Origin of the sequence: Mesorhizobium sp. M0701 (genome assembly GCF_040320365.1) — a bacterium.
In the GTDB taxonomy this organism is placed as follows: Bacteria; Pseudomonadota; Alphaproteobacteria; order Rhizobiales; family Rhizobiaceae; genus Mesorhizobium.
In genome coordinates this window covers 78,318-95,973 of sequence record NZ_JAMYPO010000026.1, presented here as the reverse complement: position 1 = coordinate 95,973, position 17,656 = coordinate 78,318, and the positions used below count along the sequence as shown (strand labels likewise).

Annotated in this window: 15 protein-coding genes and 3 pseudogenes; 14 read left to right on the top strand and 4 right to left on the bottom strand. The window is 61.6% G+C overall.

Annotation, left to right across the window (positions count from 1 at the left end; genetic code table 11):
* Positions 1-345: NAD-binding protein (locus NKI24_RS22865; protein WP_352748480.1), on the top strand; the 345-nt coding region annotated here is incomplete at its 5' end.
* 318 nt (positions 346-663) lie between these two features.
* Positions 664-1,227 carry a cytochrome b gene (locus NKI24_RS22860; RefSeq protein ID WP_352748478.1) on the top strand — a complete coding sequence of 188 codons (564 nt, stop codon included), beginning with the start codon at positions 664-666 and terminating at the stop codon, positions 1,225-1,227.
* 531 nt (positions 1,228-1,758) lie between these two features.
* Here the strand turns inward: NKI24_RS22860 and NKI24_RS22855 are convergent.
* Both NKI24_RS22855 and NKI24_RS22850 read right to left on the bottom strand, forming a co-directional pair.
* On the bottom strand, positions 1,759-3,303 hold the full coding sequence (locus tag NKI24_RS22855; protein ID WP_352748476.1) for a winged helix-turn-helix domain-containing protein: 1,545 nt from the start codon (positions 3,301-3,303) through the stop codon (positions 1,759-1,761).
* Between the two features lie 387 nt (positions 3,304-3,690).
* Positions 3,691-4,058 (bottom strand): annotated as a pseudogene (locus tag NKI24_RS22850) (NAD(P)H-dependent oxidoreductase); the annotation flags it as partial.
* 50 nt (positions 4,059-4,108) lie between these two features.
* On the opposite strand from NKI24_RS22850, the pseudogene NKI24_RS22845 reads away from it, so the two are divergent.
* From NKI24_RS22845 to NKI24_RS22815, 7 genes and pseudogenes are all read left to right on the top strand, one after another.
* Positions 4,109-4,409: pseudogene (locus NKI24_RS22845) on the top strand (LacI family transcriptional regulator); the annotation flags it as partial.
* Positions 4,410-4,451: 42 nt separating this feature from the next.
* Complete coding sequence (locus NKI24_RS22840) at positions 4,452-5,228, top strand: glutamine amidotransferase (protein ID WP_352748473.1); 777 nt, start codon at positions 4,452-4,454, stop codon at positions 5,226-5,228.
* Between the two features lie 25 nt (positions 5,229-5,253).
* Positions 5,254-6,024: an ATP-binding cassette domain-containing protein gene (locus NKI24_RS22835; RefSeq protein ID WP_352748470.1), complete on the top strand. Its 771-nt coding sequence runs from the start codon at positions 5,254-5,256 to the stop codon at positions 6,022-6,024.
* A gap of 33 nt (positions 6,025-6,057) precedes the next feature.
* The gene (locus tag NKI24_RS22830) at positions 6,058-7,044 is read left to right on the top strand and encodes an autoinducer 2 ABC transporter substrate-binding protein (protein ID WP_352748467.1); all 987 of its coding nucleotides are present in this window, start codon (positions 6,058-6,060) and stop codon (positions 7,042-7,044) included.
* An 8-nt stretch (positions 7,045-7,052) separates the two neighbouring features.
* A pseudogene (locus tag NKI24_RS22825) lies at positions 7,053-8,038 on the top strand (ABC transporter permease).
* Entirely contained in the window at positions 8,035-8,994 is a 960-nt protein-coding gene (locus tag NKI24_RS22820) for an ABC transporter permease (RefSeq protein ID WP_352748464.1), read from the top strand. Before NKI24_RS22825 ends, NKI24_RS22820 begins: the two are co-directional and overlap by 4 nt.
* Positions 8,991-10,310, top strand: a complete 1,320-nt coding sequence (locus NKI24_RS22815) for a M20 family metallopeptidase (protein ID WP_352748460.1) — start codon at positions 8,991-8,993, stop codon at positions 10,308-10,310. Before NKI24_RS22820 ends, NKI24_RS22815 begins: the two co-directional genes overlap by 4 nt.
* A gap of 202 nt (positions 10,311-10,512) precedes the next feature.
* Here NKI24_RS22815 and NKI24_RS22810 read toward each other — a convergent pair whose 3' ends face one another.
* Complete coding sequence (locus tag NKI24_RS22810; protein WP_352748458.1) at positions 10,513-11,556, bottom strand: branched-chain amino acid ABC transporter permease; 1,044 nt, start codon at positions 11,554-11,556, stop codon at positions 10,513-10,515.
* On the opposite strand from NKI24_RS22810, the gene NKI24_RS22805 reads away from it, so the two are divergent.
* Genes NKI24_RS22805 through NKI24_RS22795 form a run of 3 tightly spaced genes read left to right on the top strand, consistent with a single transcriptional unit; the run spans position 11,544 to position 13,461 of the window.
* Entirely contained in the window at positions 11,544-12,056 is a 513-nt protein-coding gene (locus tag NKI24_RS22805) for an ABC transporter substrate-binding protein (protein ID WP_352748455.1), read from the top strand. The two genes, NKI24_RS22810 and NKI24_RS22805, sit on opposite strands and share 13 nt — an antisense overlap.
* A complete protein-coding gene (locus NKI24_RS22800) occupies positions 11,986-12,945 on the top strand; it encodes a VOC family protein (RefSeq protein WP_352748452.1) in 960 nt (319 codons plus the stop codon). Before NKI24_RS22805 ends, NKI24_RS22800 begins: the two co-directional genes overlap by 71 nt.
* A gap of 57 nt (positions 12,946-13,002) precedes the next feature.
* A complete protein-coding gene (locus tag NKI24_RS22795) occupies positions 13,003-13,461 on the top strand; it encodes a nuclear transport factor 2 family protein (RefSeq protein ID WP_352748449.1) in 459 nt (152 codons plus the stop codon).
* Positions 13,462-13,514: 53 nt separating this feature from the next.
* On the opposite strand, the gene NKI24_RS22790 is transcribed toward NKI24_RS22795, so the two are convergent.
* The gene (locus NKI24_RS22790) at positions 13,515-14,414 is read right to left on the bottom strand and encodes a LysR family transcriptional regulator (protein WP_352748446.1); all 900 of its coding nucleotides are present in this window, start codon (positions 14,412-14,414) and stop codon (positions 13,515-13,517) included.
* 127 nt (positions 14,415-14,541) lie between these two features.
* Between NKI24_RS22790 and NKI24_RS22785 the strand changes: the two genes are divergently transcribed.
* Positions 14,542-15,030, top strand: coding sequence for a YybH family protein (locus NKI24_RS22785; RefSeq protein ID WP_352748443.1), 489 nt, complete (start codon positions 14,542-14,544; stop codon positions 15,028-15,030).
* Positions 14,976-16,238: an NADPH:quinone reductase gene (locus tag NKI24_RS22780; RefSeq protein ID WP_352748440.1), complete on the top strand. Its 1,263-nt coding sequence runs from the start codon at positions 14,976-14,978 to the stop codon at positions 16,236-16,238. The genes NKI24_RS22785 and NKI24_RS22780 overlap by 55 nt, the downstream gene beginning before the upstream one ends.
* The last annotated feature ends 1,418 nt before the right edge of the window (positions 16,239-17,656 follow it).

Genomic DNA, 17,656 nt, shown 5'->3' with positions numbered 1-17,656 from the left:
GTCAGCAAGGGCGGCGTCGACAAGCAGCTATATCTCGACATTCTGACCTCAACGCTGTTCGGGGCTCCCCTCTATAAGACCTATGGGGCGCTGATCGTGGAGGGCAAGTTCAAGCCCGCCGGCTTCGCGGCGCCGTTGGGTCAGAAAGACATCCGGCTGACGCTGGCAGCAGCCGAGGATTTGCGCGTGCCGTTGCCGATCGCCAGCCTCCTGCGTGACCGCTTCCTCACCCTGCTCGCCCATGGCGGCGAAAAGCTCGACTGGTCGGCCATCGGCCAGCTTGCCGCCAGGGATGCCGGCATCGACGCACTTTCGGGGGCGGGCATGCCCTCATCGGAGGCATAACTAAGCAGTATCCGCCGCCCTGCCCGGAACGCCTGGCGTTTTTGTAGGAGGCCGGCGTCTCGAAGGATCATGCGCAGTGTGGTCCGCAGGATCAGGCACATGGCGGATAGTCAGGCGTCTCGCCCGTGTAGCGGATCTTTCACTGCTTCCTCCCAATCAGCGCAGGTCCGCGACTGGAGGACGGCAAGGAGACCCAGCCTGCATCACTCGCCCTCCTTGCGGCTGAGAGACGCTTTGCATGACGAAACCGTAACATCGGAGCCGCAACTTCGCCCCAATGCAGTTAGCAACTCGAACGGTCTAAACCGGAGATGCCCTATGCCGACAGTCGGTTATTCCTCGGTCCAGAAGAGTTTGCACTGGGCTTTGTTCGCGTTGGTTGTAGGCATGTATCTCCTGACCTTCGGCGATGATCTCTTCCAACGTGGCGATCCCAACCGAGCACTTGCATGGTGGCTTCACATCTCCTTTGGCCTGCTTCTTGCTGCTCTCGTGCTCTGGCGGGTGGCCTTGCGGCTGGCAAGAGGCGCACCGACTCTCCCCAATTCCATGACAGGTTTCGAACGTGCCGTTGCCAAGCTTGGTCATCTCGCCCTGTATGTCCTGCTTGTCGCAATTCCCGTGCTTGGCATCCTGCTAACGTGGTTTAGGGGCGATGCGCTGACCTTTTTCGGATTGTTTACGATCCCGGCACCCTTTGTGCCGGATCGCGGCATCGCGAGCAGTATCAGAGAAATTCATAGCCTTTGCGCCAACGCAATCCTGATCCTGGCTGGCGGACACGCGCTAGCCGCGCTATGGCACCATTTCGTGAAGAGGGACGACGTGTTGGAGCGGATGCTGCCCCATAGCCATCATCCCCAGCTTCGGCGATTTCATTGACGCGACAAGCCTGAAGGTCCGCGGCTGGGTGGACAACCCGAACGGGGAACTGATGGGGCCAGGCGTTGATCAAGTGCTGGATGGAGCCCTTGATAGCCTGACAGGATTAGCCGCTCCAGATCTCACAGATTTGATGAGGTCTTGCCTTTTGGCCATCACCAAACGTCTGGCTTGCAATGACACTACGCCCAGCATGCCGCCGCTCGTCTACGTCGACGCCCGAAACGAAGCGGTATGCATTTGTAAGCGTTTATGGCTTCTGCTCGGTATCCGGATGCTTTTCTTCCGTCAGGCAACAGTGGAGCGAGCCGGCGCTTTCCTGACATCAGCGAGCGCACCGTCAATGAGATCGCACTGAGCCCGCACTGTTCAGTCATTGCCGAGGCCGCGCGAATATCTGGCCGGCAGGGCATTGTTGTGTGGCGGTGCCGAAGCATCATGAGTGCCGGCGCCAGCGCAGCGCCGCGCCGCCGATGCTTCGCGCTGCTCGCATGGGGAGCATTTCCGCGAGCCGGTTCGCGCGTTTCTCGCCTATGCCGGCAAGCCTGCCATCCGCATGGCGTCGGTGACGTCATCGACGATATCAGGTGCAAGTCCCACTGCGGCAGACCAGCGTCCGATGGTGAAGTGCGGGTCGAGCGACAAAAGCCGCGTGGCCGATACTTTGGCCTCGTCGAGCCGCCCGAGCCTGGCCAGCGGTGCGGCCAGCCATCCGTGCAGCATGCTGAATCCGGGGTTCATCTCCACCGCCCGTCGGCCTGATATGACGGCCTGCTCGTGCCGGCCGGACAGGAAGTTGCCGAATCCGATCATGCCTTGCGGCACGCAGCTCATGGCGTCGAGGGGGTTCAGCCGTAACGCTTGCTCGCCCCAGTCGATCGCCCGGGCAGCGTCGCCGCCATACGCTACCGACACGCAGCCGAAGGCAAAGACGAAGGCGCAGGAGGCGCTGAGCGTCAAAGCCTGCGCAAACGCCTCGTCGGCCAGTCTGCGATCATGCTCCACAATGCCGATGGTGAACCCGGCCAAGGCGAGCGCCATGGCGTCGCCCGAGCCGTGCTCGATCGCTGCATGGGCATGGCGGATCGATCTTTCCTGATTGTGCGGTTTCATGCCGCCGCGCACGAACAGCGACTGATGCGCCCAGGCGGCAAAGCCATGGGCAAGCGCATAAGTCGGCTCGATGGCTAAAGACTGCTCCAGCAGCGGCAGGCCCTTGGCTGCACCCTGCGGCATGAAGGTGTAGACATCAGGCAGCGCGCGCAGCAGGAGATCGTAGGCGTCGAGACTGTCGGGGCGGTTGCGTCGGACGCGTTCGATCTCGGCCCGGCGCAGATTGGGCTCTATTGCCGCGATCACGCTGATGGTGATCTCGTCCTGCAGCGCGAACACGTCGGTCAGTTCGCGGTCGTAGCGTTCGGCCCACAGATGGCTGCCGTTCTCCGCATCGATGAGCTGGCCGGTGATGCGCACGCGACTTCCCACCTTGCGCACGCTGCCTTCCAGCACGTAGCGCACGCCGAGCTCGTGTCCGATCTGCTTCACATCCACCGCGCGGCCCTTGTAGGTGAAGGAGGAATTTCGCGCGATGACGAACAGCCACCTTATGCGCGACAGACCGGTGATGATGTCCTCGACCATGCCGTCGGCAAAATAGTCCTGATCCGGATCGCCGCTCAGGTTCACGAAGGGAAGCACGGCGATGGAAGGGCGGGCGGGAATGCCCAGGCCAGGCTTCGGTTGCTCCACCGGTGCCGTAGCCTCGGCCTCCTCGCGCACGGTGCCGACGAAGCGAAGGCCCCTGCGCAGGATGGTGCGGATGAGGCGCTGCTCCTCGCCACTGTCGTGCAGCGCATTGCGCGCTGCGTTGATGCGGCTGGCGAGCGTGGCGTCCGAGACGATGCGGCCCTGCCAGACCGCATCGATCAAATCGTCCTTGCTGACCACCCGCTCGCGATTGCGGATCAGATATTGCAGCAGGTCGAACACCTGCGGCTCGATGGAAATCAGGTCGTTGCCGCGACGCAGTTCGCGCCGATCGCCGTCCAGGGCAAAATCCTCGAAGAGATACGGCAACTTGCTGGCTCCAGATCGCGCGGGAAATAGCGACTCTCAACACTGTAGCCGCGTCGTGGGCGCAAAATCAAAGCGATCTGAATGCAGAATCAAGGCGGCCTGAATGTCGCCTCAAAGCGCGTCCGTCGGCCCTGCCGCATAGTCCTCCTGCAACCAACGCAAACAACAGCCACGCTGTCTATGTCTCCAACCCCGCAGCTGTCGCCAAACTCATCGAACAGGCGGCCACCAGCGTCGTCAAGAACTGAACCCGCATCCACTTCATGGACAGCCTGGGCGCCTGGCGGCGCCCAGGCTCTTTGCTGTTCTCATCATGCGCCCATAAGCTCCGCCGAACCCGGTTTGCGGCTCACCGATTCGCCGTCCCGTTTGCGTCAACAATCCGTCTCAGATCGACCGCTGATTGACCTGCTTGGCGACCTCTTGGGCGCTTTCGACGCGCTCTGAATAGCGATCGGTAAGGGAGGCGGGACGGTCGCGCAGAAGCAGGGTGAACTTCATCAGCTCGCTCCATCACGTCAACGATACGGTTGTAGTAGGACGACGGCTTCATCCGGCCAGCCTCGTCGAACTCTGCGAAGGCCTTCTACCGAAGACCGGTTCGGGATCGTAACCATCCGCATCCACCGGCCGAGGATGCGGAGCTGGTTGACGGCGTTGAGGCTCTGTGAGCCACCCGACACCTGCATGACGGCGAGCGTGCTGCCCTGGGTCGTCCTGACACCGCCTGTCGACAACGGCAGCCAGTCAATCTCGCCCGGGCTGTTTTTTGTTTTCGCAACTGGTAGCGACAACCTTATCGGGCACGGCGCAAGCCATTCTCGATCTCGCCGAGCAGCAGCAGTACACGGCCAATCTGCAGGCCCGCGGCCTGCGCCATTCGCGTTCCGGACTGGTCGGCCTGATGCTACCGGTTCACGACAACCGCTATTTCTCGTCGATGGCGCAAATTTTCGAGGCGCATGTGCGCAGCCGCGGCCAATGTCCGGTCGTGGTCAGTGCCTCGCGCGATCCCGAGGAAGAGCGGCGCACCGCCGAGACGCTGATCTCCTATTCGATCGACGGCCTGTTCATCGTCGGCGCCACCGATCCCGACGGTTCCAGCAAACAATGCCGACCCGATCGGGCGAAATCAGGAGAGTACGATCATGGCGAAAACAAAAATCCTTCTGGTCGGCGAGAGCTGGATGAGTTCGGCGACCCACTACAAGGGCTTCGATCAGTTCGGCAGCGTCACCTTTCATCTGGGTGCGACGCCACTGGTCGAGGCGTTGAAGGACAGCGAATTCGATCTTGACTACATGCCGGCGCATGAGGCGGTCGAAAAGCTGCCTTCCACGATGGAGGGCCTGTCGCAGTACAAGGCAATCATCCTATCCGACATCGGCGCGAACTCGCTCCTGCTCCACCCCGATGTCTGGCTGCACGGCAAGACAGTCCCCAACCGGCTCAAACTCCTGCGCGACTGGACGCTGGCCGGCGGCGGCCTGATCATGATCGGCGGCTACTTCTCCTTCCAGGGCATCGACGGCAAAGCCCGCTGGCATCGCACGGCGGTCGAGGAAGCCCTGCCGGTGACCTGCCTTCCCAACGATGACCGGCTCGAAATTCCCGAAGGATTTCGGCCTTCGATCGCCGGTGACAGGGATCATCCGGTTTTTGCCGGTATCGAAGGCGACTGGCCGCTGCTGCTCGGCGCCAACGAAGTTGTCGCCCGCGACCGGGACGATGTCGTGGTTCTGGCGCGGTTGCCGCAGGACCAGGGCGGCCATCCGTTGCTGGTCACCGGGCGACATGGCGAGGGGCGAACGCTGGTGTGGACGTCGGACATCGGCCCCCACTGGCTGCCGAACAGCTTTGTCGAATGGCCCGGTTACGCACGCCTTTGGACCAACGTGCTTCGCTGGGTCAGCAAGGCCGTCTAGCCGAGAACCGTTGGGGAGCCCCGCCATGACAGCACCCTTTCTTGTCGCCAGAAGCATCGCCAAGCGCTTTGGCGCGCTGACCGCGCTGGCAAATGTCGACCTCGAGATCCGCTCCGGCGAGGTGCTGGCTCTGCTCGGCGACAATGGCGCAGGCAAATCGACCTTCATCAAGATTCTGGCGGGTGCCCATCCGCCCAGCGATGGCGAGCTCGTCATCGAGGGCAATCCGGTGGCTTTTTCTTCGCCCAAGGATGCCGCGTCATCGGGCATCGCGACCATATTCCAGGAACTGGCGCTCTCGGAAAACCTGTCGATCGCCGAAAACGTGTTTCTCGGGCGGGAATTGAAACGCTCCATTTTAGGTATTCCGTTTCTGAAGCGCCAGGAAATGCGGCAGCGCGTTGACGGGCTTCTGAAAGAGCTCGATGCCCATATTTCCGATCCGGAAGCACCCGTCGGCAGCCTGTCGGGCGGCCAGCGTCAGGCTGTCGCCATCTGCAGGGCGCTTAATCTGAACGCCAAACTGGTCATCATGGACGAGCCGACAGCAGCCCTTGCCGTCGCCGAGACCCGCAAGGTCCTGGCACTGACGCGGCGGCTTGCGGCGCGCGGCTGTGCCGTCGTCCTCATCAGCCACAACATTTCCGAAGTCTTCGAAGTTGCCGACCGCATCGTGGTGTTCCGGCGCGGCCGCAAGGTGGCCGAACGGCTGGCGGCCGAGACCAATCACGAGGAAGTCGTTTCGCTCATAACGGGCGCCCATCCCGACGTGCGGGCGCTCGAAAAAACCAACTGAAACGCACGTCATTTCCAGAGAGGATCAAACACAATGCTTTCACAATTCAAAAAAGCGCTCACGGTCACCGCACTGTCACTCGTCGTTGCGACGGCGGCGCATGCCGCGGACAAACACAAAGTCGCCTTCGTCCCGCAGCTGATCGGCATCCCCTATTTCAACGCCATGGAAGCCGGCGGCAATCGCGCCGCCAAGGATCTTGGTGTCGATTTCATCTATTCCGGTCCCGTCGACACCAATCCGGTGGACCAGTTGCAGATCGTCCAGAACCTGATCAACCAAGGCGTCGAGGCCATCTCGGTCAGCGTCCTCGACGCCTCCAGCATCGCACCCGTGGTTGAGAGCGCCAAGGCAAAGGCCATCAAGCTGTTCACCAGTGACAGCGATGCGCCCGACAGCGGCCGCGCGGTCTATGTGGCCCAGGCGACCGACGAAGGCCTCGGCACGACGATCGTCGACGAACTCGTCAAGCGCGTTGGTGAGGACGCAACGATCGGTATCGTCTCCGGCGAAGCGACGGCGTCCAATCTCAACGCCTGGATCGGCTTCATGCAGAAAGAAGCCGCCGCCAAATATCCGAAGCTGAAGCTGCTCGCGCCGCAATATGCCGGCGGCACGGCGGAGCGTGCCGCGCAGATCTCCAGCGATCTCATGGCCGCCAACCCCGACGTCAAGGCCATTATTGCCGTCGCATCCTCGACCTGCCCGGGCGTTGCCCAGGCCATCGAGACCGCCGGCAAGATCGGCTCCGTCATTGGTGCCGGCTACTGCAGCCCGAACACGGCGCGCTCCTATTTGAAGAGCGGCGCCTTCGGCTTCACCGTGCTCTGGGATCCAGAGCAGCTCGGCTATCTCACGGTCTGGGCCGGCAAACAGCTCATCGACGGCAAGGCCTTCGAAGCGGAGAACAAGATCGTCGGCCTGGAAAAGCCGGTCACCTATGATGCCGCCAAGGGCATTCTGCTGCTCGGGCCGCCGGCCATCTTCACCAAGGACAATGTCGACAAGTTCAACTTCTGAGCCCTGACATGAACGCGGTGCGGCAGTTTGGAAAGGGTGCCTTCTCCATGAACGGACGGGAGTGGTCCCTGCTTGTCGCCTGTTTGCTGGCGATGATCATCTTTGCTGTCGCATCGCCTCACTATGCCACGTCAGGCAATGCGGCGACGGTCTTGCGCAACAGCGTCGAACTGCTGCTGATCGGCCTTGGCATGACCTTGCTTTTGGCCATGGGCGGCATCGATGTCTCGATTGGCATCGTCATGGGCCTCGCTGCCATTGCCATCGGCCGCGTGCTCGGTGCCGATGGCAATCCAGCGCTGGCGATCGTTGTCGGCCCGTTGGTCGGGGCATTGCTGGGATGCGGGACGGCCACCGTCGTCGTGCTCGGCCGCGTTCCGGCCATCGTCGGAACGCTCGGCCTGCTCGGCGTCTACCGCACCGCCGTCTTTGTCCTTCTCGGTGGGCAATGGCTTTCCGGCCTACCCTCGAGCCTCACTGACCTGCTGGCAACCCCGGTGATTGGCGTCCCCGTCCCTGCCCTGGTGATCGCCGCTGCCTATCTCATCGTCTGGCTGGCGTTGCGGCGAACGCCTTACGGGCTTCACCTGCTGGCGATCGGCAATTCGGAGGAAAAAGCGCGCTCTCAGGCATCCCGGTCTTCAAGACCCGCTTCATGACCTTCGTCATCAGCGGTGTTCTGACCGGCATTGCCGCCACCTTCTATGTCGCCACCTACCGCAATGTGGAAATGACGATTGGCAGCACGCTGGCGCTCGATGCCATTGCTGCGGTCATTCTTGGCGGCACCAGCATATTGGGCGGCAGATGCAGCCTGATCGGCACAGTGCTTGGCGTACTTCTCCTGCGAATCCTTCAGAACGGCTTGCTGCTGATTGGCGTGCCCTCGCTCTGGCAGCCTGTCGTCACCGGAGTTCTGATCGTTGGCGTGCTTGGCTTCGAAGCTGTCTCCAACCGGTTACCTCTTGGCCAGTTTCAGCGAGCCCGCGCATGAAAACGCTCCGGAAGCTGCAAGGCCCCGCCCTTACCCTGGCTCTGCTGTGTGGGCTTTGGCTGATCGTGATTGTTGGCCTGCTGGCGCTCAAACCTTCAGTCTTCAATCTCGGCACCGTCACTACCATTCTTCAGTTCTCGACGATCCTGGCCCTGGTCGGCCTTGGACAAGGGCTGGTCATCATGGCCGGCGGCGCCGGCATCGACCTCTCGGTCGGCGGCGCAGTCTCGCTCTCCGCCATCGTTGCAATGCTTTCCGTCAAGCTGGGACTGCCGCCCGTTCTGCTGCCGGTCGTCTGCATTCTGGCCGGTGCGATGCTCGGTGCCATCAACGGGTGGCTGGTGAACGGGCTCGTTCTCCTTCCCTTCATCGCGACACTCGGCACATTCTTCGTCTATTCCGGCGCAGCGCTTGCCGTCACCGGCGGTGCGGCCCAGACAGGCGTGCCCTCCTGGCTGCTCCTGTGGGGGCGGGGCGTCATCATGGGCATTCCGGTGCCCTTTCTCACGCTTGCCATCCCCTGCTTCGCATTTGCCGGCCTGGTGCTGCTGTCGACGGCTTGGGGACGCTGGATTTACGCCATGGGCTTCAATGAACGCTCGGCCAAACTGGTCGGCGTTCCGGTCGATCGCGTGCGCTTCATTCTCTATTGCTTGAGCGGCGCCCTCGCCGGCGCTGCCGGTCTGGTTTCGCTCGCCTGGCTCGGCAGCGGCAGGCCCAATATCGGCCAGAACCTGGAACTCGAATCCCTGACCGCCGCCATGCTTGGAGGCATAGCCATCACCGGCGGACGTGGCGGCGTTGGCGGCGTGTTCGCGGCCGTCCTGCTTCTGGTCACGCTGAAGACCGGTCTTCTGCAATTGAACATCAACACGGTTTGGCAGGTGGGGATTGTCGGCGCCCTTCTGGTTTTCGTCCTTCTCGCCGACCGACTTTCCCAACGTTGGAGATCATGATGCCGTCCAAGGAAGAGATCATCGCCGCACGCGTCGAGGCAGCCGCCGACCGCATCGTTGCAACGCTGAGCGATCTCGTCGCCTTCCCCTCGATCGTGAAATCCAATCCCAGGGAGGCCGGCCCCGGCGAGCGTGATTGCCAGCTCTATCTGCAAAAACGCATCGAGGCGCTCGGCTTCTCGACCAATCTGTGGGATCCGGACGGCCCGGCGCTCTACGAAAAATACAAGGGACGCGCCGGCGCCAACAAGGGCAGGACCTTCGAAGGCCGGCCCAATCTCGGCGGCGTCTTGAAAGGCACCGGCGGCGGGCGCTCCATTATGCTGACCGGCCACATCGACGTCGTCCCGCCGGGGGCCGCCGGACACTGGACGACCGACCCGTTCCAGCCTGTCCTCAAGGACGGATTCCTGCACGGCCGCGGCACGGTCGACATGAAAGGCGGCGTCGCCTGCATGCTGATGGCCGTTGAGATCCTCAGGGAACTCGACATTCCCCTGTCCGGAGACATCGTCTTCACGACCGTCGTCGATGAGGAGATCGGCGGCATGGGGTCGCTGGCCATGGTCGATCGCGGTTTTCACGCCGATGCCGGCATCATGACCGAACCGACGGCAAACAAGATCGCACCGCTTTGTCACGGCATCCTGTGGGGCAGGATCATCATCGACGGCATAGGCGGCCATGCGGAACTCACGCCGAATGCCTGGTATTCGAGCGGTCCGGTCGATGCCGTCCAGCTTTGCCGGCAAATCCTCGACGGCATCGACATTCTCAACCGGCGCTGGATGTTCGATCCCAGGAAGAACCATCCGCTGATGGACCTGCCCAACCAGATCATCGTCACCCAGATGAATGCCGGCGAACACCCCTCCTCCATGGCAGGACGAGGCGAAATCATCATCGACGCGCAGTACCTGCCGAGCGAGCATGACGAGTTCAGGCTGGGCGGCAACGTCAAACGTGAAATCGAAGAGCATATCGCCAATGTCTGCCAGGCAGATCCCTATCTGCGGCAGCATCCTGCCCGGGTCGAGTGGATCCTCGACGCGGATTGCGCCGAGATTCCATCGGACAATCCCTTCGTCGGCGTCTTTCAGGAGGCCGTCAGAGAAGCCAACCTGTCGCCGGTGCTGAGCGGTTTTGGAGCGCACAGCGACATCGGCCTGCCGACCGGCCTCGGCAACACCCCGACCGTCAACTTCGGTCCCGGCGACCCGGCGCAAGCGCATCAGCCGAACGAACGCGTTTCGGTGCGCGATCTGGTCGATTGCACAAAGGCGATTGCAATCGCCGTCGAGAAATGGTGCCGTTAAAATTGGGAGCGGCGCGCGGCGACCCGTCGCGCCGGTTGCTGCATCAAGGCAGACGAACGGGACACGACACCAGCGGCAATCGGAAGCATCGCCTGCGTGCTCCGACAAACCATTCGAACTGCGTGAACCCGCCTCTCTTCCGCAGACGTCTGATGCGCTGTTTTGCGTTACGCGAGGAAGTGGTGATGCTCCGATCCACCGCCTACCGTGCCCGTCGCCCGACCGGGAACACCTCGATCTTAAACCGCTCGGCCGCAAGCCCCCAAAGACCCTGCGGGGCCTTCAACATCACGACGATGGCAACGAGGCCCAGGACGATGAGATAAAGGGGCCCGAGTTCGGCGAGACTTCCGCGCAAGGCGAAGAAGACGATGGTTCCAACGATGGGGCCCTCGATGCGTCCGATCCCGCCGATGATGACGATGAACACGACATAGCCCGTCCAGTCGATCAAGCTGAATGCCGAATCAGGCGTCATGCGTAGCTTGCTCAGGAACACGACGCAGCCCACTGCCCCGGCCATGGCGGCGCAGCCGACAAAAACGGCGAGTTTGATTCGCCGCGTGTCGACGCCGAGGCTCTCCGCGGCCCGTTCGGAATCGCGCATCGCGGTTAGCGCCAAACCCCACTTCGACCGGAGAAGCAGGTACGAGCCGGCGATCGACGAGAAGGCCAGCAGAAGCGCGCAGAAGAAGATTATCGCTTCGCGACCGGCCCGATCTGCCGCGATCTGTCTGGCGACGCTAGCCGGCAGGCTCATTCCTGAACCGTCCCCAAGGTAGGGAATATTGGCGACTGCGAGCAGGCACAGTTCGGCCATCACCCATGTCCCGATGGCGAAATGCGGTCCCTTCAGACGAAGGAGCAGCGGCGCAAACGCAAGCGCCGAGGCGGCGGACGAAGCCATGGCAACGAGGATCGCAGCGGGCAATGGCAGACCGAAAAACACGAGTGAGGCGAAGAACGCATATCCGCCGATACCGACATAGGCCTGTTGCCCGACAGATATCAGCCCCCCGTAGCCGGCGAGCAGGTTCCATATTGCGGCAAGCGACAGGTAAACGAGAAAATCGGTGGCGAAACGCAAGCCCGCCAAATCCACCATCCAGGGCGCGAGGGCGAGCACGATGCACAAGCAAACGATTCCCAACGTCGTGCGCACCGTGACCTGCAGTTCGGAACTGCCGGCGGGATGGGCGTCGATCTGCGAGCGCCTTGCTTGCAGCGCTCCTCTTGTCTCGTTCATTGGTGCGCTACCTTCGGAAAGAGGCCGTTCGGCCTGAGCAACAAGACGATGTCAGTCCAAGATCAGGCCCGCTGGCACTTTTCGGTCAGGCTGACGAGTTCGTGCTCGGCACCGTCAAGTCCGCCCTCGACAAAGGCCTGCAGATTGGCGGCAAGGTCTTTCCGGTGGAAATTGTTTCCAAAGACACGCAATCCAACTCCAATCGCGCCGCGGAGGTCACGAGTGAACTGATCCTGAGCGATAAGGTCGACCTCGTGCTGGTGTCGTCTGCGCCGGAAACGGTCAACCCTGTCTCCGATCAGTGCGAGTTGAACGGCACGCCCTGCATTTCAACCGTCGCCCCGTGGCAGGCCTGGATCTTCAACCGGGGAAGCAACCCCAAAACGGGATTCGAGAGCACGTTCCATTTCCTTCTGGGGCCTGGAAGACATGTCGGTGTTCGCGAACATGTGGGACACGGTAACGACGAACCGGAAAGTCGGAGGGTTGTTTCCGAATGACGAAGATGGTCGCGCCTGGAGCGACGACAAGAACGGAATTCCTGCCTTGCTCAGTCCGCGAAACTACGGCGTCGTGCCCTCTGGCTTTTACCGGAATCTCGGCGACGACTTTTCTGCCGTGATCGCGAAGTTCAAGGCCGGTGGGTGTGAAATCGTATCCGGTGCGCCACTGCCTCCCGATTTCACCACCTTCTGGACGCAAGCGCGCCAACAGGGTTTCCGCCCGAAGGCCGCCTCCATCGCAAAGGCGATCCTGTTCCCGGCCGCTGTCGAAGTCCTCGGCGATGCGGCTCTGAAGACCTCACCCGACCGGAAGGCTGCGGCCTATTTCAATTCGGCCCCGGCCGGCCGTCGCGGCAGCGGCCTCGGTCATATCGAACTGAAGCAGATCCTGCCGACGCGGCTCGCGCACTGCCTGATCTTCACCAGCGATGTGCACGGCGCCATCGGCTATTACGAGAAAGTGCTCGGGCTGCGGCTTTCCGATCACTCCGGCGGCAATGTCGCCTTCATGCATGGTGTCCACGGTTCCGACCATCACCTGTTGGCGCTGGCCCGCTCCAGCGGCCCCGGTCTGCATCACTGCTCATGGGACGTTGGCAGCATCGACGACATCGGTCGCGGCGCGCTCTATATGGCCGACAAGGGCTACAAGCGCGGCTGGGGTGTCGGCCGTCATACGATAGGCTCCAATTATTTCCACTACGTCCAGGATCCGTGGGGCGGCTTCTCCGAATATTCCTGCGATATCGATTACATCCCCAAGGGCTTTCTTTGGAATGCGCGCGACTTCGCCGACGAGGACGGGCTCGCCTTCTGGGGGCCGCAGCCACCGGCGGATTTCGTCCATAACTACGAGATGGATCCGGACGCCAGACTGCCCGCCTGAACGGGCAAGCAGACATGTTCGACTTGAGACGTCAGAAAACCCGTAGGAGGAGCCGTTATGGGCATAGTTCACACGACAATGACCGACGAGCAGCGAAAGTCGGTCGCCCTTGAGTACCTCAGGTCTCTCGATCGCGGCTCGACTTCGGACGAACGACCATTCCTGGAACTGTTTGCCCAGGACGCCGTCGTCTATTTCCCGAAATGGGGCGTAGCCCACGGCCGCAGCGAGATCGGCAAACTGTTCGGCGATGTCGGCGCGACCTTCAAGTCGATCCGTCATCACAGCCAGGACTTCAATTACATCTTCTCCGGGTCCGACACGATCGTCGTCGAGGGCAGAAGCAGCGGCGAACACCGCGACGGCCCCTGGGAGGCAGACCATCCGGCCTGGGGCGCCGGCCGTTGGTGCGACGTGTTCGAAATCCGCGATTTTCTGATCCAGCGCGTGTCGATCTATCTCGACCCAGACTATGCGGGGAAGGATACGGCTCGCTACCCTTGGATCCGTGCGTAAGTGCATCTCTCCTATTGGTTCGCCGCGTTGGCGGGTCGGCTGCTCGGCGCGCTTCACGAAATTGTTGAAACGGGAAGAACAAGGAACTGCGCGACGTGATGCTTCTGGCAGAAATCCAGGTATGCCCGGACGATGCTGGAAGGATTCCGATGCGAAGGATAAAGCAGGTTGACCTGCTGTTCTGGCATCGGGTAGTCGGCAAGCACGGCGCGTAGCTGGCCGCTCCGTATAGGTTCCGCAGCCAGGAACGGGGGCAGTTCTGTTACGACCTCGCCGGCCAGCGCCCGGCCGCGAAGCTGCAGATAATCGTTTGTGGTCAGCACCGCCTTCGGCTCGACGATGTGCTCGCCGAGGCGCCAGATGCCCTGGCTGTTGGCGTCCCGGCACCAAGTAGCGCAGGGAAAGCGGTGCAGCGTTTCCGGAGCGACGGGCGTCCCCAAGCGTTCCAGCAATGCGGGGCTGGCAACCAGCCCGTGGCGATAAGAGAGCAGTCGCCGCGCCACCATCGACTCATGCAGGACTTCTCCAACGCGCAACGCCACGTCGATACCATCCTGGACGAGGTCGACGCGGCGGTCGGTGGTGTACACGCTGAGCTGAATGTCGGGATGTTGTCGCTGGAATACGCCGAGCAGTTCCCACCAAGGTTCGAAGGCCGTCGGAAAGGAGAGCCGAAGTCGTCCCCTTAGACGCGCCTGGTCGCTCCTGACCGCCTGTTCGGCCTCGACGAATGCCTCGATGCCTCTGGTCGCGTGCTCATACAGGCGGGTTCCGGCGTCTGTCAGCCGGGTGCCTCGAACGGAGCGCTCCAGCAGTTGCACCTTCAGTTCCCGCTCGAGGTCGCGGATCCGGCGGCTGAGCGTCGGCAGCGGAACGCCCGTCCGTTGCGCGGTGGCCGACAGGCTGCCGGCCTGCACGACACTCACGAACATCTGCACGGCATTTAGGTCCACGGCTCGGTTCCTATCAAATATGAGAGGGAGATTACCAGATACTTGCATAGCACACCATCCATGAGCGGACTAATTTGCCGATATCCGCAAACGGGATGTGTTCTCGGGCGAGCGGCAACAGGAGAGAATGATGTCTATAATCCTTCGCAAGAACCTGGCAGCGCTGGCACTTGCCGCGCTTCCTCTGATCGTGCTGGCGGCGCCAGCCAAGTCAGACGAACCGGTCGAAGCTGCCATAATGCAACAGCTTCAAAGCTACGAGCAGGCGCTTAACAACTCCGACGCCAAAGCTGTCGTGAAGCTTTACACGGACGATAGTGTGTTGATGCCACAAGAGACCCCAACCGTCGTGGGCATCAAGGCAGTCGAGCAATTCTACGTTGCGACGTTCCAGGCGATCGACATCAACCTCCATTTCCAGATCGCCGAGATCCAGGTCGTTTCTGATGAATGGGCGTTTTTGCGAACGACATCCGCTGGCACCATGAAAATTCACGCCACCGGCAACGAAGTTCCGTCGCACAATCAGGAACTGTTTGTGTTGCACAAGGAGGTCGGGGCGTGGAAGCTCGCTCGCTACAGCTTCTCTTCCACCCTTCCGCCAGCGCAACGCTGATCGTCGGGAGACTTTCGGTGGCTTCGCGAGCGGGTCCGAACAGTCTGTTTGATGAAAGCAGGCTCCTGATCATCGTCGGCGATCAGACACGGATCATCGCCGACGCCCGCGTGGAGAACCGGGCCGCTCGTTCAATCCGGCAGCTCACCGCCAAACGAAACACTACTTCGCGAGGAACGACGATGCGTGCAGCCTGGTATGAAAAGCACGGCTCCGCCCGAGATGTGCTTGTGGTCGGCGAGATGATTGACCCCGAGCCAACCGATGGTGAAGTTCGTATTCGCTTGGCCGTATCGGGGATCAATCCCGGCGATATGAAGAAACGGTCCGGCTGGCAGGGCGCGCCGATGCGCTATGCCCGGGTGATTCCGCACAGCGACGGCGCCGGCGTCATCGACGCCGTCGGCGCGGGCGTGTCACCAGACCGCATCGGACAGCATGTCTGGTGCTATGGCGCCCAATCCTATCGGCCGTTCGGGACGGCGGCCGAGTTGGTTGTGGTGCCTGCGGAGTTCGCAGTGCCCTTGCCATTCTCGGCGCGCAACGCGAGCGAAGTGGACCTGGCAGAGCAGGCCGCATGTCTGGGGATCGCCGGTATCACCGCGCATAGGGCGATCTTCGCCGACGGCTCCGTCGCGGGACTTAGCGTGCTCGTTCACGGCGCGGCCGGCGGCGTTGGCTCGATCGCTGTGCAACTGGCCCGCCGAGATGGGGCCCAAGTCATCGCGATTGTCCGTGACCAGGCGCAGGTGAACGCGGTCGGCGAAATCGGCGCGCATCATGCGTTCCTCGCCGATGACCCAGACCTTGTCGCCCACATCCGCCAGGCAGCACCCGATGGCGTGCATCGAATAGCGGAGGTCGACCTTGCGTCGCATATTGAGGTCGACGCCGCGGTCATCGCTGTCGGCGGGGTGATCAGCGCCTACTATTCGTCACAGGATCGCTCGGCAATCCCGTACTGGCAGCTCGGCTTCGCCAATGTTACGCTTCGATTGCTCGGCAGCGACGACTTCAACCCGTCGGTCAAAGCGCAGGCCACCCGCGAACTCACCGAGGCGCTGGTAGACGGATCGCTGCGTGTGAACATCGCGGCCCGATTTCCTCTCGCAGAAATCGCGCATGCACACGAACTCCTTGAACAAGGCGCGGGCGGTCGTGTGCTTATCCAGCTTGCCGAGCGAAATTTCGCAACGTGCGAGCTCTAACAGAATTCCCTATCGCGACAGCGCCTAATCGCAGGACATGCGCCGCCCCCACCGCAGAGTTGCTCGCGGTTCGCGGACCCGCTCCCATCAACAACGGCTCCGGATCGCCGCTCACGTAGCGATAACCGAGCCACGGACTAAGCCAGGATACAATCGGACACCGTAGTTCGGCTGGCGAGCGCCGCCTGCCAGCGGCGGCTCACGAGACCTGTCGGCGGCCCCATCGCAAGAATGAAAATGGAAGAGAAGCAGAACTTTCGTGTGCGATTTTTGCGCACAACATCTGGTAACTGTCTGATTTTATTGAGATATCTGTCCCAACCATCAAATAGACGCGGTTAAGCTGTGTTAGACTGGACCGGCTTGCCCGAGCCTCGGTCAAGGCCTGCGTTCTTGTTGGGCGGACCCTCCGATTTCTATCCGGCCATATCCTCAAATACTACTCACCATGGTTGACGCCTTCCATCTTCGGGCAACTGATCCCATCATTTCCGTATGGCCGCGTGATTGAGAATTCGGGAGCGTTGTCATGCATGATTGGATCGCTTGGATCGCATCGCCAAGCGGATCTGCCCCAAGAGGGCTACACTCGGAGGCACGCACGGTGGCGATAGCTGGCGATATGGATGGAGAACTCAATGGATGAGAGGAAATGCCTAACTGCCGAGGAAGTCTCTGACCGTTATCGCGGGGGCGTCTCGGTTGGAACACTGCGAAAGACGCGCTCAGCTCAATCGCAGCTGAGATGGAAATTGGCAGGTCGGACCTCATTCTGATCGTGCTGCGTGAGTGGTTAGAAACCAACGCGTATCTGCCAGTGCGGGTGATGGATGAAGATGGTGAAACGGACGGAAGCGCTTAGCGGCTACAATCATTCGTCTTCCAAATCACCGACCGCCCGTTGCAAGGATTAGATGCCGAGCGGCTAAGTTGGGGCGCGTGGGGGAGCTTAGCTAAATTGCCTACATGCTCGCTGTTGCGAAGCCTGCCGAAGCTTTGCGAAGGGTCGCAACCAGCGAACGTCGCCGCCGGTCAACGGCCGGGCAGACGCAAATCCGAGCCCGCGTGGCCTCGTCCGGTCGGCTTCCCTTTCCTGATGCGGCAGCATTTCGGACCACCGCGGACGGGGACATCGGCCCTGCATCCCGTCCCGCGGCCGAGCGCAAGATCACATTCATAAAGCCAGCGGTTTGTGACATCATCCTCGAGTACAATATTAACAATATGAATGCCGCAAACCACGAACATCTTGACTTGAGTCATCAGCTTCACGAAGGCGCCTGGCTCAGTCGCGTACTTTTTGGAGTTGTATGCCAGGTGCGCTTCATCCAGCTCAGGTCCTGAGGACCCTTGCTCCGGCATCGAGCACTGAGAAGCAAACAGCGCGACGGGGTTGAGCCGCGCATTGTGCTTTTGCG

Bases quoted from the DNA above. Each gene is read 5' to 3' on its own strand.
- NKI24_RS22840 (WP_352748473.1), top strand. From the start codon at position 4,452: ATGGCGAAAACAAAAATCCTTCTGGTCGGCGAGAGCTGGATGAGTTCG.
- NKI24_RS22785 (WP_352748443.1), top strand. From the start codon at position 14,542: ATGATGTCTATAATCCTTCGCAAGAACCTGGCAGCGCTGGCACTTGCC.
- NKI24_RS22810 (WP_352748458.1), bottom strand. From the start codon at position 11,556: ATGAACGAGACAAGAGGAGCGCTGCAAGCAAGGCGCTCGCAGATCGAC.
- NKI24_RS22795 (WP_352748449.1), top strand. From the start codon at position 13,003: ATGGGCATAGTTCACACGACAATGACCGACGAGCAGCGAAAGTCGGTC.
- NKI24_RS22820 (WP_352748464.1), top strand. From the start codon at position 8,035: ATGAAAACGCTCCGGAAGCTGCAAGGCCCCGCCCTTACCCTGGCTCTG.
- NKI24_RS22835 (WP_352748470.1), top strand. From the start codon at position 5,254: ATGACAGCACCCTTTCTTGTCGCCAGAAGCATCGCCAAGCGCTTTGGC.
- NKI24_RS22860 (WP_352748478.1), top strand. From the start codon at position 664: ATGCCGACAGTCGGTTATTCCTCGGTCCAGAAGAGTTTGCACTGGGCT.
- NKI24_RS22800 (WP_352748452.1), top strand. From the start codon at position 11,986: ATGTCGGTGTTCGCGAACATGTGGGACACGGTAACGACGAACCGGAAA.
- NKI24_RS22815 (WP_352748460.1), top strand. From the start codon at position 8,991: ATGATGCCGTCCAAGGAAGAGATCATCGCCGCACGCGTCGAGGCAGCC.
- NKI24_RS22830 (WP_352748467.1), top strand. From the start codon at position 6,058: ATGCTTTCACAATTCAAAAAAGCGCTCACGGTCACCGCACTGTCACTC.